Raw genomic sequence first — 15020 nt, forward strand, 5'->3', positions numbered from 1 at the left:
GTGTGGCATCAGTGTTGCGATACGATCCCGAAGCGTCTGATCTGGCGATGCACGGTCGAGCGATCGACGCCAAGGCGGCGGGCTGCCTCGGAGACGTTCCAGTTGCAGGCCGAAAGCAGGAGGCGGAGTTCATGGCCCTGTGCTTGGCCCGTTTCCGGTCCCTCGTCCTTTCCGCCCGGTGCAGGTTTGAGCGCACGGTTGCCAGTTGGATGGCAAAGCCCGTCGGGAAGATCGGCGGGCTCGATGAGATCGCCGTCGCAGATGGCGACGGCCACTGCCAGCACATTGTCGAGTTCGCGAATATTGCCGGGCCAGTCGTGGCGTTTCAGGAGATCGAGCGCTAGCGGGGCAAGCGTCGGTGACTTGCCATCACGCGCATACCGCTCGAGAACGCGGTCGAGCAGCCAGTCGAAATCAGGGCGGTCGCGCAGCGGCGGCAAAACCAGCGTGGCGGCATTGAGGCGATAGAACAGGTCCTGCCGGAAGCGGCCCTCCGCCACGAGCTCCAGCAGCGGCCGGTGCGAAGCGGATACGACCCGGATATCGACAGGGCGTGGCTCATGCCCGCCGACCGGAAGCACTTCCTTCTCCGCGAGCACGCGCAGCAGACGGCTTTGCAGTCCGAGCGGCATGTCGCCGATCTCGTCGAGAAAAAGCGTCCCGCCGGCCGCCTGTTCGACCAGCCCTTTCCGGCCCTTCGGCGATGCACCGGTGAAGGCGCCCGGCATGTAGCCAAACAGCTCGCTCTCGATCAGTTGTTCGGGAATTGCGGCGCAGTTGATCGCGACGAAACTGCCCTTTAATCCGCTGCCTTCATGGATGGCGCGCGCGAGATGCTCCTTGCCCGAGCCGGTCTCGCCCTGGATCAGAATGGGCAGCGACGTGCGGGAGAGCTTTGCCACCTTGGCCTGCAGAGCCGTTATCTCGGGCGCGTCTCCGCCGAGGCGGCGGATCGGCTGGGGGATTTCGCTGCGCGTCCAAGCCGAGACGCGCCGCTGCAGTTGCGGCTCGATCGCATGCGCGAACAGCGCATTGCCGTCGCGGGCGAAGACCAGACGATCCTGCGTCGGCCTCCTGCGTGTCAGGTCGGGCAGGCCGTCCACCTCCAGGTTGAGGAATTTCGACACGGGCTGGCCGATCAGGCTTGCAGGTTTGCGCCACTCCGCACCGACCGAACGGGCGAGGATCTGAGCGCCGCCATGCGTCATGCCGATGATCCGCCCGCTTCCGTCGATGGAGATTGCCGCTTCCGGGTCGACGTCCAGAAAATCGGGCGAGCGGGAGAAGCGCAGTACCCATTCGTGGCGGGTTTGGGCCATCAGGTTGGCAAGCTCGATCCGCCGCACGGTGGCGCCGACGAGGTGACGGGCCAGGTTCTGGCTGGCCTTGAGGATCGGCGAGCTGAGAAGGGAAATGTCGAGCACGGCAGTCAGCTCGCCGGTCGTGTCGTAGATCGGCGCGGCGGTACACGAGAGCGGGGTATGGGTGTTGTCGAAATGATCGGTCTGATGGATCGTCAGCGCTTCGCCGGTTTCGATGCAGGCGCCGACGGCGCAGGTTCCCGCCCGGCTCTCCGACCACTCTGAGCCGAGATAAAGACCGGCCTTGCGCAGATTGTTGTCGAACAGTGGGTCGCCGAGGAACTCGACGGTTACGCCCTGGCGATCGGAAAGCAGCAACACGTAGTTCTGCCCCGCGACCTGGCTGAAGAGATGTTCCAGCCCCGACCGGGCGATCCTTATGAGATCCTCGGATTGCTGCCGATGCTCGCGCAGGCGCGCGTCGGGCAGGATGAAAGCCTCGCAGGCATAGGTTGGGTCGAGGCGGTGCTGGTCGAGACAGCGCCGCCATGACTGGACGACGACGTCGTCGCGCCCGGTGGGTAGCCCGCGGCTGACACGCTCGATCTCACGGATGTGCTCGGAATGCGAGAACATGTAGCTCCAAGGCCGCACTCGCGCGCGTCCCCTCCTCCGTTCCTCCGCCGCGAATAGTTAACCGATCAAGGGGCGATGTAAAGCGTCGCACCGTTTCGCCCGATTACTGCCGGGCCGGAATGGCGCAGGCCTCGCCGCCGGCGAACAGGCGCGACCGGGTCAGGAAGCGGCGCTCCCGCCCATTGTCGAGGGAGAACATGCCGCCGCGCCCGGGTACGACGTCGATGATCAGCTGCGTGTGCTTCCAGGCCTCGAACTGGCTGGCGCTGATGTAGACCGGCACGCCGCCGATCTCGCCGAGCTTCACGTCGCCGCCGCCGATCAGGTATTCGTTCGCCGGGTAGCACATCGGCGAGGATCCGTCGCAACAACCGCCGGACTGATGAAACAGGATGTCGGGGTGGTCCTTGCGTATTTCCTCGATGAAGGCGAGCGCCTCTTCTGTGGCGAGCACACGGGGCTCGCCGTTCTCAAGCTGTTCCATGTTGACCTTCCCAAAAAAGTCCCCGGAGGCCAAGGGCTGCCTCCGGGGAAGGCGGGCGCGCCGGCGGATCGACGCGTGCCCGGGAGGATCAGAAGAAGCCCAGCGCGTTCGGGCTGTAGCTGACCAGCATGTTCTTGGTCTGCTGGTAGTGGTCGAGCATCATCTTGTGCGTTTCGCGACCGATGCCGGACTGCTTGTAGCCGCCGAATGCCGCGTGTGCCGGATAGGCATGGTAGCAGTTGGTCCAGACGCGCCCGGCCTGGATTTCGCGGCCGAAGCGGTAGGCGCGGTTGCCGTCGCGGGTCCATACGCCGGCACCGAGGCCATAGAGCGTGTCGTTGGCGATTTCGAGCGCCTCCTTCTCGTCCTTGAAGGTGGTGACGGAGACGACTGGGCCGAAGATCTCCTCCTGGAAGACGCGCATCTTGTTGTGGCCCTTGAAGATGGTCGGCTTGACGTAGTAACCGCCGGCCAGCTCGCCACCGAGATCGTTGCGGGCTCCGCCGGCCAGCACTTGGGCGCCTTCCTGCCGGCCGATATCAAGATAGGCGAGGATCTTTTCGAGCTGTTCGCCGGAGGCCTGGGCGCCGATCATCGTCGCCGGATCGAGCGGATTGCCCTGCTTGATCGCCTCGACGCGCTTGACGGCCTTCTCCATGAAGCGCTCGTAGACCGATTCCTGCACCAGCGCGCGGCTTGGGCAGGTGCAGACTTCGCCCTGGTTGAGCGCGAACATCGCAAAGCCTTCCAGCGCCTTGTCGAGGAAGGCGTCATCTTCGGCCATGACGTCGGCAAAGAAGATGTTGGGCGACTTGCCGCCGAGTTCGAGCGTCACCGGAATGAGGTTCTGGCTGGCGTACTGCATGATCAGCCGGCCGGTGGTGGTCTCGCCGGTAAACGCGATCTTGGCGATGCGCGGGCTTGTCGCCAGCGGCTTGCCCGCTTCCAGGCCGAAGCCGTTGACGATGTTGAGAACACCCGGTGGCAGCAGGTCCCCGACGAGCTCGGCCCAGACGAGGATCGAGGCCGGCGTCTGTTCGGCCGGTTTGAGCACCACGCAATTGCCGGCAGCCAGCGCTGGCGCCAGCTTCCATGCCGCCATCAGGATCGGGAAGTTCCACGGGATGATCTGGCCGACGACGCCGAGCGGTTCGTGGAAATGATAGGCGACGGTGTCGTGGTCGATCTCGCCGATCGAGCCCTCCTGGGCGCGGATGCAGGAAGCGAAGTAGCGGAAATGGTCGATCGCCAGCGGAATGTCCGCCGCCATCGTCTCGCGGATCGGCTTGCCGTTGTCCCAGGTCTCGGCGCGCGCGAGCAGCTCCAGATTGTCTTCCATGACCTGGGCGATCTTCATCAGGATGTTGGAACGCTCGGTCGTGGACGTCCGGGCCCATTTGTCCTTTGCCGCATGGGCCGCGTCGAGTGCGGCATTGATGTCGCTCTCGTCGGAGCGCGCGACGTCGCAAAGCTTGCCGCCGGTCACCGGGGTGATGTTTTCGAAATACCTGCCACCGATCGGCTCGCGCCATTGCCCGCCGATGAAGTTGCCGTAGGTGAGCTTGAACGGCGATTCGACGATCTTCTGATGCAGCATGTGATCCTCCCTTGATCATGTCCCGCCTGCAGCGGATGAGGGAAGTCTGCTTGTGTTTCCGCCGCCGGAACAGCGGGGCAGATCATGTGCGCTGGCCATCCTGTCGCAGGTTTGAAACAGTTCGGCATGGCAATGGAGGGCGGAGGCCGGTCGTGGGCGAAACGCTTTTGCGGGCAAGGCGTGGATGCAGGCACCGCTGCGCGAACGGCGTGGCGGCGGTTGCCGGGAGCGTCAGATTTGGAACGAGCGACCGGGTCGTGACAGGTTAGCGCTCGCAGCGCGGCTCAATGCAGTTCGAGCTTCTTCAGCTTGCGATGCAGGGTGGCGCGGCTCATCCCCAGAGCTTGCGCGGCGCGGGAGATGTTGCCGTTTGTCCGCGAAAGGGCGCGCATGAGTGCCGCCTTCTCCGCTTCGGCCAACTCTTCGCCGGCCGCAGCACTTCCTTCCTGGAGGGCATCGGCGGCAGCCACGCCGGCGGCAATCCGACGGTCGTCAAGCTTGAGCGCCAAGCGCGCGGCGCGCGTTGCGCCGACCACAAGGTCATGCCGATCGACGGCAAGAAGGGCAGCGGCCGCATTGGCTCCGGTCGGCAGCATGATGAAGCGCGCGCCGGAGAACGCGCTGCGGAAAAGGTTCACCTCGATGCGCATTGCCGCATCACGGACCGCCTGCGACAGGATCGACAGCGTCATCTCGTCGACATCGTCGCGGCAAGTGGAAATGTCGAGTGCCGCGGCGAGCTGTCCGCGATGGTCGCGGATCGTCGCCGTCGCGCAGCACAGCCCGATATTGGAGGAGAGAAAATGCTGGTCGCGGAACACCGTAACCGAGCGATCGTCGGCGAGCGCGGTACCAATACCGTTCGTCCCGACGCTGGCCTCGGTCCAGATCGATCCGGTCCACAGGCCGAGGCTCTGGAAGTCCTTGTCATCGCCGCGTGCGCCGCGACGCTCGAGCGCCACGCCGCTGCGGTCGGTCAGAAGAACGCAGTAGCCGGCCTTTCCGAGCAAGGCGAACAGCCGGTCGAGTTCATCGACGGCAACCGCAACCAGCGGCCCGGATTCTTGCTGGGCCAGTTCGAATTCGCGGGATGAGAGGCGCAGGGGCGTGCGGTCTTCCTCCGGTGCCAGACGATGCACCGTCATGCAACGCTGCCATGAGGCGACGATCGGCGAACTCGCGGCAGCCGATCCCTGAAGCGCAGACGTATAGACGTGCTCTACATGTGCAGAGTGTCCCGGCATTGGCTCCTCCCTGAACCGGGGCGGATTGTGGCGCAATCGGAATTCCGACGCAACAACTGCCCGTCGATCAACGGCCGGGCATCGGCGACAACTGTCGCAACATTGCGACAGTCGGGCCACGAGCATCCGGGCGGGTTGGCCCGTCCGTTCGTGCCGCGACGCCTATCGGCGCGTTCCGCCGCGTTCCTTCACCATCTCGACCAGCCGGGTGAAGACGGCATCTGTCTGGCGTACGCCGTCGTGCTCGTATTCGTTCGTCACCCAGGTCTCGACATTGCCGACATGCCGCGCCGTCTCCAGCGACAGGCCCGCGTCGACATACATGTCGTCGAAGTAGACGGCAGCGGCGACGGGCACCTCATTGGCAGCCAGCCGTTCGGGATCGTAGAGGCGGCCAAATTGCGGGCGGGCCGCAAGGGCCTCGGCTGCGGCCTGGAACGGCCGCAGCGATCGGATTTCGGAGAACATCCACGGATACATCATCTCGCCGGTCAGATTAAGGGGCCGGTGGGTGTCTGCGAAAGCGGGATGTTCGGCGCGGATGCGCTCGGCCGCCCAGCCAGTTGCGCCGTCGCCCTGGCCGTAGATGCTTTCCTGCAGGACGGCGAAGAGCGGGTTGGCGTCATAGGCGGTGAGCGCCATCACCGAGGCGAGGAAATGATCGGAGAGCCGGTCTTGCGCCGCGCCTGAGAAGGCTTCGTCGATCAGCCAGTGAATGTTTTCGAATCCGGGCCCCATGCCGAGGTCGATACCGATCGTTTGCAGCCGGCGTACCGTCAGCCGGTCGCCATCCGGCAGGCGGACATCGTTTGCCGCGAGGAAGTCGGCAATGCGGCCGATCCGCTCCCGGTCATGCGGATAGCGGCGGTAGTAGCGCGAATTCTTCTCGGCCACGCGTGGATAGGTGCGGCGATAGATCTCGTCTGCCGTTGCCTGCAAGCCCGAAAGCCCGCCGGTGACATAACAGGCTGCAAGTCCCTCCGGCGCATTGGAAAGGTAGGTTAGCGTGAGGAAGCCACCGTAGCTCTGGCCGAGCGTTTCCCATTTCACGCCGTCGAATACCGTCTTTCGCAGGTATTCGCAGTCCGCGACGATGCTGTCGGCCCGGAAATGGCAGAGATAGTCGGCCGCATCTTCGCCGCGTTCAAAGCCGGCCATGGTCGCACTTTCGACGCGCGTGCTGCGGCCCGTGCCGCGCTGGTCGATGAGCACAACGCGATGGGTCTTGAGGGCGTACGAGAGCCAAGCCGGCCCACCGCCGGCAGGCCGTGGAGACTTGCCGCCCGGCCCGCCCTGCAGGAACAGAAGCAACGGCAACGTCTCGCCTGCCTTCGTCGGGTCGCAGACCTCGCGGGCAAAGACTTCGATCGTCGGCCCTTCCGGGTCCGACCAGTCGAGTGGGACCGTGACAAGGTGGTCGCGAACGAACATTCCCGGAATTGTGTAGTGGCGGACGGACACGGGCGGCTCCTCGATCTGTTCGTGCGCCGGATGCCAGACGACCGGCGGACTTTCAGACGGCTCTATCCCACACCGGGGCGGGCGCTGTCACGGGTTTTGCCCTCAAATGTCGCTGCACGCTGTGCCGGCATCGGGTTCGCCGATCGGCTCGTAGCGGGTTCGCAGCGTTCGCTCGTCCCGCGTAGCGATGCGCAAGGTGTCGCCGCGCTCGGTCAGCGCGGTTAGCTCACGCAGGACGAGCGCATGGGAGATGCCGAGAAGGCGGGAGAATGTGCGGCTGTCGTTGGCAATCCCCAGTTCCAACGCGGTAAGGATCGCCGCCTGTATCGGCGTCCGCTGCGTATCCTGCCCCCGCTTCTGTTCGACGAGAGCGAGAAAGGCCTCCGTATCGAGGGGATGGTCGCTCACGCGGCCTGACGTTTGCGGAAGGAGACCATGATCGACTTGGACGTCGGCGTGTCGCTCTCTTCCCCGGCGCTGCCAAGCGGCACGAGCACGTTCAGCTCGGGATAGTAGCCGGCGATGCTGCCGCGCGGGATGTCGTAGGGCACGAAACGGAAGTCGCGGGCCACCCGCTCGATTCCGTCGTCATGTTCGCTGAAGACGTCGACGCGCTCACCCGCCGAGGCGTTCAGGGCCTTCAGGTCTTCCGGATGGATGAAGATTACCTGTCGTTCGCCATAGACGCCGCGATAGCGATCGTCGAGGCCGTAGACGGTCGTGTTGTACTGATCGTGCGAGCGGAAGGTCTGCAGCGCAAACCGCCCCTGCCCCCTTCGCGCCCGCTGGTGCACCGTTTCCTGCGGGAGTGCCACCGACGAGAACGACGCCTTGCCGCCGGGTGTATTCCACTCCCTGTGCGCCGCGGTGTTGCGCAGGTGAAAGCCGCGCGGCTTGCGCAGCCGCTCGTTATAGGCCTCGAAGCCGGGAATCGTCGCCTCGATCAGATCGCGGATGCGGTCGTAGTCTTCCGCCAGCTCGCGCCAGTCGACAACAGCTTTGCCCACGGTCGCTTCGGCGATGCCGGCGATGATGCCGACCTCGGAAAGAAGATGCGGCGATGCCGGGCGATTGATGCCGGCGGAGCCATGCACCATGCTCATGGAATCCTCGACGCTGATCAGCTGCGAGTTTCCCGCCGAGTTCAGGTCCATTTCGGTGCGGCCAAGGCATGGCAGGATGAAGGAGACCTCGCCCGGCATCAGATGCGAATGGTTCGGCTTGGTCGCGATGTGGACGGTCAGCTTCAGCCGTCGCAATGCCTTCTCGACGAGGGCGCTGTCGGGCGTGGCGCGGGCGAAATTGCCACCGAGGCCGATGAAGGCCTGCGCCGATCCGTCGAGCATGGCGCCGATGGCGGCAAGCACATTGTGCCCGTCGGCGCGGGGTACTGCGAAGCCGAACTTCTTTTCCAGTGCGTCGAGAAACGCCGCAGGCGGCTTCTCGTTGATGCCGACGGTGCGGTCGCCCTGCACGTTGGAATGGCCGCGCACGGGGCAAAGGCCGGCGCCGGGCCTGCCGACATTGCCGCGCATAAGCATGAAGTTGGTGATCTCGCGGATCGTGGCGACGGAGTGCAGGTGCTGGGTGACGCCCATCGCCCAGGTGCAGATCACCCGCTCGGCGTTCATATAGACCTCCGCCGCCTGCTCGATCTCCTGCCGGGTCAGCCCCGACTGGTCTTCGATCTCGGCCCAGCCCGTCGCTTCCACCGCCGCCCGGTAGTCGGCCGGTCCGGTGCAGTGTTCGGCGAGGAAGTCGTGGTCCAGCACGGGTGGGAGACCGGCGGCGACCGCCGTGTCCTCGGCCGCGAACACGGCCTTGGCCATGCCGCGAACCGCGGCCATGTCGCCGCCGAGCTGCGGCTGCAGATAAAGGCTGGCAATGTCGGTCGAGCCGCCGCGCAGCATCTCGATCTTGTCCTGCGGATCGGAGAAGCGTTCCAGACCGCGCTCGCGGATCGGGTTGAAGACCACGACGCGGGCGCCGCGCTTGGCCGCCCGGCGCAGGTCTCCGAGCATGCGCGGATGGTTGGTGCCGGGGTTCTGGCCGATCACGAAGATCGCATCCGCCTTTTCGAAATCCTCCAGCAGCACTGTGCCCTTGCCCACGCCGATGGCCTGGCGCAGCGCAACCCCGCTCGCCTCGTGGCACATGTTGGAGCAATCGGGAAAGTTGTTGGTGCCGTAGATGCGCACGAACAGCTGATAGAGATAAGCCGCCTCGTTGCTCGCCCGTCCGGAGGTGTAGAATTCTGCCCGGTCTGGGCTGTCCAACTGTTTCAGGATGCCGCCGATCTCGGTGAAGGCGTCTTCCCAGGCGACGGGCAGGTAGCGGTCGCTTGCGGGGTCGTAGCGCATGGGATGGGTCAGGCGACCGTTCGCCTCGAGCTCGTAGTCCGTCAGCTGGCGCAGCGCCGAGACGGCGGTGGCCGCGAAGAAGTCCGGTGTGGCGCGCTTCTCGGTCGATTCCCACGCGACGGCCTTTACGCCGTTCTCGCAGAACTCGAAGGAAGAACCGTGTTCGGGGTCACCCCACGCGCAGCCGGGGCAATCGAACCCGTCGGGCTGGTTCGCCTTGAGCATGGCGCGCGCGCCGGACAGCGGCGTGCCGCTTTCCAGCAGCCGCTTTCCGCAGCTCTTCAATGCACCCCAGCCGCCGGCGGCCGATGACTTCTTGCCGATAAAACCTGTGTCCATTCCTCCTGTATTGACCATCGTCCAATTAGGTCAAGCTGCCTGACCTAATTGGACGATAGGAAAGTTCTATCAATTTCATGCGATACCTGGCTCGAAACCGACGGATTCTGCCGCTGTTTGTGCGATCCAAGACGCATCGGAGTGCGACTTCGCTGCGCGCGGCGGCATGCTGGGAGGTGTCGTCAGGCCAGCGAGCGCAGGATGATGCAGACGCAGACGGTGGTGAAGATGATCGGCAGCGCATAGCGCATTTGCGCCCGGACTTCCGCAGTAAGGCAGGGGTTTGAGCTTGCGCCGGGCAGTTTTCCGCGGGTCATCAGCAGGTCGACCAGCAGCACGAAGATCAGGTAGAAATAGCCGAGCGAGATCATGAAGGCGATCGGCGAATTGACCGACATGCTGCCGGGGAAGCTGCCTTCGAACGTGAAACTGAGCGCGGCCAGCGCCAGCAGCGCGCTATAGGTAATGCCGATCGTATCGGAAAAGGTCGTTCGCGAGGCCCAGAGAATGAACAGCGACACCGTGAGCACGGCAACGAACGGCACGAAGATCCTGAGAAAATAACGCGGCCAGGCGCGTTCGACGACGACTTTAGCGCTCGCCCGCACGAAGGGACGGGCGTTCCAGCCATAGAACGTTTCCATCGCAAAACGCATCGATGCCGCCGTCCAGTCCGAAGCGGTCAGGGCTGCGGCGAAGGTGGAGAGTTCGCGGTCGCGGTCGTCGACGACGAAGACCACTTCGTCGGCCGGATAGGCCTCGGAGGCGAAGGGAAAGACAAGCGTCTGGCGATCGAAGGGAAAGGCCGACAGGTCGTTGATGATGCGGAAGTCTGCTTCCAGGTGACGGATCAGGACAACTGCCCCGTCCGAGAAGACAGACAACGAAACCGTCTCCTTGCGCGGGTCGTCGATCAGGTTTTCGATCAGCAGGCGCGGCGTCCAGATTGTTTCGAGCACGCGCTTGGCCTCGTCGCCGGTGAAGTCCCGGCGGCTTGATCCGGTGGCGATCGGATCGAAGCCCTGCGTCCGGTCGTGCCAGCGCGCCGTATATTCCAGTGTCGCGGACGTCTCGCCCGCGGTCTCGGAGATCTTGACGACATCGAGCATCCGCACGGCGAGATTGACGCGTATCGGCAGGGCAGCCCCTTGGGGCAGGTCGGCAGCCTGCACAAGGGCCGCGGTCCACAAGGCAATGAGGAAGGCGCCCGGCAAAATAAAGGCCAGCATGGGACGGATGGCCCACGTCACCGGCGGTTTTCCGCGCGGAAGCTGACGGCGGACGCCGGCTGTCTTTCTCCTACGGCATCCCGGACGGCTTGCTGAAGCTCGCGGAACTCTGGAAGGCTGGAGAGGCTTTCGGGCTGGTCCGCGGCCTTTCCGTCACGAAGCTGCGCTGTCAGTCTCTGCAACGGGCGCAGCAGCAGCCCGCGCAGCATGGCCATGACGGTCGAGAAGACGACGAGAAATCCGACAACGGAAACTGCGGCAATCGTGACAAGCGAGCGCGCCAGATGGCCTTCCAGCTCGGTCAGGTCACGGGTGACGACGATCGTGCCGATCATGCGGCCGCTGAAGTCGAGCAGGGGCCTGCCCATCACGCCAAGCGTCTGTCCGCCGATCTCGACCTTTTCGAGATAGGAATCCCGCGACAGGCGTATCTGTCCGCCGTCACGCAGGCGCTGGAAGAGCCCGGTATCGGTGGCGGCCTCCATCTTCAGTCCGGTCTCGGCGCTCGCCGTTCCGTCCTCGGAGACGCCCGCCGACGCATCCAGAAACAGTGCGAAGTCGGCGCCGGTCGCAGCCTTTGCCAACTCGGTCAGAGATTTCAGGTCGACGCCGACCTCGACGGTGCCCACGAGCTGCTCGCCATCCGTGATGGCGGAGACGGCGCGCAGGCTGAGGCCGCGGACACCGAGTTCCAGACCCTTGCGCAGCCGCCGATCGTGATTGACGGCGACGATCATCGGCCGGAAGCGGGAGAGATCCTGTCCGAAATTATCCGGATCCCAGACGCGCAGGAAGGACTTCATGTCGGCAGTGTGAAAATGCAGCACCTCGACGCCTGCAAGATTGCCGAGAAATTCGAGCCTGGAGCGGCTCTTCGCCAGAAGGCTTGCGCGATCCCCTGCCCTCATCAGCGATGCGACCTCCGGATCGCGGGCGACCGTCTCGGCCTGCGTCGCCGAGAGCGTGGCGGACTGCTCCATCGCTGTTGCGAGGACCAGAGCTGTAACGTCGATCTCCCGCGTCTGGGCGTCGGAGAGCAAGGCGCGCTCGTCGAGCTGCATGGCCCATCCGCCGATGGCAAGTGTCAGGGCGATCAGCGCGGCTGCGGCGAGGGAAAGCGATTTGTCGAAGGGCATGCGATGGTCCGGCGCAGTTCGAGGCTGGCGGCACGGGCCGCAAATTGAAGGGACCATAGGCACGGCCGATTGGCGGGTAAACGCGCGCGGATTTGGCGCGCGTCTCAATTCGTTGGCATTCCGTCTCAATCGCAAGTCGCCCCGTTCCCGCGGATCGACACGGGGCGACACGCGTGAATAGAGATTGGCCACCTTCCGCACAGAGGAATGCAATGAAGACCCGACTTGTCGCCGCAACGATCGCGCTTGCCCATTCGCTACCGGCGCTTGCGCAGGAACCGACGCTCTACGAGAAGCCGGCGGCTTCGATCGCCGAGTGCCATGAGACGATTGCGCAGGTCGCCCCGGATTGGCGCGAGAATGCGAGCTTCAAGATAAAGCCCATGGCGGGTGGCCGGGAACAGGTCTTCCATTGCCTGCCGGACGGCGTTGCGGAATGGGTCTGCAATCCCAAGGCCGGCACGATCAATGTGGCCGTGCTGATCGGCGGAACGGTCGCGGCATGCAGGACGGTGACGCCCGGTGTCCCGGTCACTGTCACCAAGTCGATGGTGCCCGGCTGAGAATTGGATCACTGCCGCTTCAGGTCGTGCCGATCGCCGTGATCCAGTGGCGGAGCAGGCTGCCGCCCTCTCCAATGCCGTTTGCCGCAGGTTCCGGCGGCAACATCGCGGCCATCGTCCGCGCATCGCTGGGCGTCATCCCGTAGCGCGCCTTGAAGGCGCGGATGAAGGCGGACATGTCGAAGAAGCCGTGCGCGTAGGCGATCTCGGCAATCGTTCGGACCTCGGCGCGCCGGGAGGTCAGGGCGCGAAAGACCCGGACGAGGCGGCGATTGCGGATGTGGCGCGCTACTCCCTCCAGCGGTTCGAACAGGCGGTAGAGCGCTGCCCGGGAAAGCCCCATCTCGCGGCAGATGAGGTCAGGGCCGAGATCGGCGCGGCCGAGGTTGTCATCGATGTAGCGGCAGACGCGGACGATGACGGAGGCCGAAATGCTTCTCTGCACGTCTTCCCGGCCGGCGTTCGACAGCGCGAGGCTCGCCAGCAATTGAGCGGTTGCCTGCGCCACCATTTCCGTCTCTCCGGCCGCGATGCTGTGGCGTTCGCGCCAGGTGGTGGCCAAGTGCGAGGCAAACAGTCGGGCCGCGGTGGTGTCCGCCTGCAGCACCCTGTCGTGCAGGCGATCGAGATCGGCCTCGCTGTCCGATATCAGCGTGCGCGGCACTGCGATCGTGACATTGCGGCAGTGTTGGACGGTGGTGGCGATTGTCCGCGTCAGATCGCTGATGAAGATGTCGCCCGGCCGCGAAACGATCTCGCGTCCATCGACGATGCGCACGTCAGAGCCCTCGGTGATCATCTGCACGAGGACGAGTTCGAGCCCTGTCTGCGCGACCTTGCGTTCGTTCCGCTCGTATCGGTAGTGCGCGCCGGTCATGCCGGCGAGGCCGAGGATCATCCGGCCGATCTGAGCGCTGTGGAACTGCAGATCGAAGGTCCCGTTCTCCGCCTGGTCGGTCATCCAGGCGTCGAATACCGGGGCGCAGGCGTATTCGAACACCTCGAAGGAGGCGCGGCCCTGGGCTGCCCCCGCGGTGATCGCAATCTCGGGTAGTTGGATCTGCTGTTGCATGGATCGCGGCATGGTGCGGATGATCGCACTACCGTTAACGTATAAAGCTTAACAAACGAAGCGGCATTCAGCCGGCGCCGCGCAAAAACAACGCCTTACGCCAATGCCTTGCCCGGTTCGCAAAAAAGCCCGCCTGTGCAGGCGGGCTTTCTTTCTGGCCTTGCGGCCGGTCTTCCTTGGGAGGAATTATTCTGCCGGTTGCAGCGCGGGGGCAGGGATTTGCTCTTCGGCCGGGTGCCCTGCCAGTGCCTCGTTGAGCTTTTCCACGTCCAGTTCGTTTTCCCAGCGGGCCACGACGATGGTCGCGACGGCGTTGCCCACGAAGTTTGTCAGCGCCCGGCATTCCGACATGAAGCGGTCGATACCGAGGATCAGCGCCATGCCGGCGACGGGAACGGACGGCACGACGGAAAGCGTCGCAGCGAGCGTGATGAAACCGGCGCCGGTGATGCCGGCAGCACCCTTGGAGCTCAGCATCGCGACGAGCAGCAGCAGGATCTGGTCGCCGATCGACAGGTCGATACCGACGGCCTGCGCGATGAAGAGCGCTGCGAGGGTCATGTAGATGTTGGTGCCGTCGAGGTTGAAGGAGTAGCCGGTGGGGATCACCAGGCCGACAACCGAGCGCTTGCAGCCGGCGCGCTCCATCTTCTGCATCAGCCCTGGCAGGGCAGCTTCCGACGAGGAGGTGCCGAGCACGAGCAACAGCTCCTCCTTGATGTAGCGGATGAGTGCCACGATGGAGAAGCCGTTATAGCGGGCGACCGCCCCGAGCACGACGAACACGAACAGCAGCGAGGTGATGTAGAAGGTCGCGATCAGGAAAGCCAGGTTGGCGACCGAACCGATCCCGTACTTGCCGATGGTGAAGGCCATCGCGCCGAAGGCGCCGATCGGTGCAGCCTTCATCAGGATCGCCACCAGCCGGAAGATCGGCGCGGTCAGCGCGTGGAGGAAGTCGACGACCGGCTTGCCGTGATCGCCGACCATGCCGAGCGCGATGCCGAACAGGACGGAGAAGAACAGCACCTGCAGGATATCGCCATCGGCGAATGCGCCGACGATCGTCTGCGGGATGACGTTCATCAGGAAGCCGGTGATCGTCGATTCATGCGCCTTGGCGGCGTAGGTCGATACCGCATTGGCATCCAGGGTCGCCGGATCGATGTTCATGCCGGCGCCGGGCTGGACGACGTTTGCCACCACCATGCCGACCACGAGTGCCAGCGTGGAGAACGTCAGGAAGTAGATCATCGCCTTGCCGGCGACTCGGCCGACCTTCTTCAGATCGGACATGCCGGCAATGCCGGTTGCAACCGTCAGGAAGATCACCGGCGCGATGATCATCTTCACCAGCTTGATGAAGGCGTCGCCGAGCGGCTTCAGGCCGGCGCCGAATTCCGGGTAGTAGTGGCCCACGAGCATGCCGGCGATGATCGCGACGATGACCTGGAAATAGAGGTGCCGGTAGAAAGGCAGCGGCGCGCGCGGCGCCTCTGTTACAGATGCAATGTTCATGATGTCCTCCTTCGTGCCCTCACCACTATTGGCTCTTCCCGGGGCGGATCTCTGATTTGGTCAGGAGGTCAGCAAGCGGC

Annotated in this window: 12 protein-coding genes; 1 reads left to right on the top strand and 11 read right to left on the bottom strand. The window is 64.6% G+C overall.

Features of this window, described 5'->3' with window-relative positions:
* Positions 1 to 8 precede the first annotated feature (8 nt).
* From HV823_RS07490 to HV823_RS07530, 9 genes are all read right to left on the bottom strand, one after another.
* A complete protein-coding gene (locus tag HV823_RS07490; RefSeq protein ID WP_176949105.1) occupies positions 9 to 1937 on the bottom strand; it encodes a sigma-54-dependent Fis family transcriptional regulator in 1929 nt (642 codons plus the stop codon).
* A 103-nt stretch (positions 1938 to 2040) separates the two neighbouring features.
* Positions 2041 to 2421, bottom strand: a complete 381-nt coding sequence (locus HV823_RS07495) for a DUF779 domain-containing protein (RefSeq protein ID WP_176949106.1) — start codon at positions 2419 to 2421, stop codon at positions 2041 to 2043.
* An 88-nt stretch (positions 2422 to 2509) separates the two neighbouring features.
* On the bottom strand, positions 2510 to 4018 hold the full coding sequence (gene adh / locus HV823_RS07500; RefSeq protein WP_176949107.1) for an aldehyde dehydrogenase: 1509 nt from the start codon (positions 4016 to 4018) through the stop codon (positions 2510 to 2512).
* Positions 4019 to 4302: 284 nt separating this feature from the next.
* The gene (locus tag HV823_RS07505; RefSeq protein WP_176949108.1) at positions 4303 to 5262 is read right to left on the bottom strand and encodes a helix-turn-helix domain-containing protein; all 960 of its coding nucleotides are present in this window, start codon (positions 5260 to 5262) and stop codon (positions 4303 to 4305) included.
* Between the two features lie 162 nt (positions 5263 to 5424).
* Positions 5425 to 6693: an alpha/beta fold hydrolase gene (locus HV823_RS07510; protein ID WP_176949421.1), complete on the bottom strand. Its 1269-nt coding sequence runs from the start codon at positions 6691 to 6693 to the stop codon at positions 5425 to 5427.
* A 132-nt stretch (positions 6694 to 6825) separates the two neighbouring features.
* Positions 6826 to 7131: a hypothetical protein gene (locus tag HV823_RS07515; protein ID WP_176949109.1), complete on the bottom strand. Its 306-nt coding sequence runs from the start codon at positions 7129 to 7131 to the stop codon at positions 6826 to 6828.
* Complete coding sequence (locus HV823_RS07520) at positions 7128 to 9422, bottom strand: FdhF/YdeP family oxidoreductase (RefSeq protein WP_176949110.1); 2295 nt, start codon at positions 9420 to 9422, stop codon at positions 7128 to 7130. The genes HV823_RS07515 and HV823_RS07520 overlap by 4 nt, the downstream gene beginning before the upstream one ends.
* Positions 9423 to 9604: 182 nt before the next feature.
* The gene (locus HV823_RS07525; protein WP_176949111.1) at positions 9605 to 10672 is read right to left on the bottom strand and encodes a ligand-gated ion channel; all 1068 of its coding nucleotides are present in this window, start codon (positions 10670 to 10672) and stop codon (positions 9605 to 9607) included.
* The gene (locus tag HV823_RS07530) at positions 10669 to 11787 is read right to left on the bottom strand and encodes a cache domain-containing protein (protein WP_176949112.1); all 1119 of its coding nucleotides are present in this window, start codon (positions 11785 to 11787) and stop codon (positions 10669 to 10671) included. The genes HV823_RS07525 and HV823_RS07530 overlap by 4 nt, the downstream gene beginning before the upstream one ends.
* A gap of 212 nt (positions 11788 to 11999) precedes the next feature.
* Here HV823_RS07530 and HV823_RS07535 point away from each other — a divergent pair, with 212 nt between their 5' ends.
* Entirely contained in the window at positions 12000 to 12350 is a 351-nt protein-coding gene (locus tag HV823_RS07535) for a hypothetical protein (protein ID WP_176949113.1), read from the top strand.
* A gap of 19 nt (positions 12351 to 12369) precedes the next feature.
* Here HV823_RS07535 and HV823_RS07540 read toward each other — a convergent pair whose 3' ends face one another.
* On the bottom strand, positions 12370 to 13422 hold the full coding sequence (locus HV823_RS07540) for an AraC-like ligand-binding domain-containing protein (RefSeq protein WP_176949114.1): 1053 nt from the start codon (positions 13420 to 13422) through the stop codon (positions 12370 to 12372).
* A 186-nt stretch (positions 13423 to 13608) separates the two neighbouring features.
* The gene (locus HV823_RS07545) at positions 13609 to 14940 is read right to left on the bottom strand and encodes a dicarboxylate/amino acid:cation symporter (RefSeq protein WP_176949115.1); all 1332 of its coding nucleotides are present in this window, start codon (positions 14938 to 14940) and stop codon (positions 13609 to 13611) included.
* Positions 14941 to 15020 lie beyond the last annotated feature (80 nt).

Origin of the sequence: Mycoplana rhizolycopersici, assembly GCF_013378445.1 — a bacterium.
In the GTDB taxonomy this organism is placed as follows: domain Bacteria; phylum Pseudomonadota; class Alphaproteobacteria; order Rhizobiales; family Rhizobiaceae; genus Mycoplana; species Mycoplana rhizolycopersici.

What these genes read in the sequence shown, in the direction of transcription:
- HV823_RS07545 (WP_176949115.1), bottom strand. Translation starts at nt 14,940, where the DNA reads ATGAACATTGCATCTGTAACAGAGGCGCCGCGCGCGCCGCTGCCTTTC.
- HV823_RS07495 (WP_176949106.1), bottom strand. Translation starts at nt 2,421, where the DNA reads ATGGAACAGCTTGAGAACGGCGAGCCCCGTGTGCTCGCCACAGAAGAG.
- adh (WP_176949107.1), bottom strand. Translation starts at nt 4,018, where the DNA reads ATGCTGCATCAGAAGATCGTCGAATCGCCGTTCAAGCTCACCTACGGC.
- HV823_RS07520 (WP_176949110.1), bottom strand. Translation starts at nt 9,422, where the DNA reads ATGGACACAGGTTTTATCGGCAAGAAGTCATCGGCCGCCGGCGGCTGG.
- HV823_RS07530 (WP_176949112.1), bottom strand. Translation starts at nt 11,787, where the DNA reads ATGCCCTTCGACAAATCGCTTTCCCTCGCCGCAGCCGCGCTGATCGCC.
- HV823_RS07510 (WP_176949421.1), bottom strand. Translation starts at nt 6,693, where the DNA reads ATGTTCGTTCGCGACCACCTTGTCACGGTCCCACTCGACTGGTCGGAC.
- HV823_RS07535 (WP_176949113.1), top strand. Translation starts at nt 12,000, where the DNA reads ATGAAGACCCGACTTGTCGCCGCAACGATCGCGCTTGCCCATTCGCTA.
- HV823_RS07490 (WP_176949105.1), bottom strand. Translation starts at nt 1,937, where the DNA reads ATGTTCTCGCATTCCGAGCACATCCGTGAGATCGAGCGTGTCAGCCGC.
- HV823_RS07505 (WP_176949108.1), bottom strand. Translation starts at nt 5,262, where the DNA reads ATGCCGGGACACTCTGCACATGTAGAGCACGTCTATACGTCTGCGCTT.
- HV823_RS07540 (WP_176949114.1), bottom strand. Translation starts at nt 13,422, where the DNA reads ATGCAACAGCAGATCCAACTACCCGAGATTGCGATCACCGCGGGGGCA.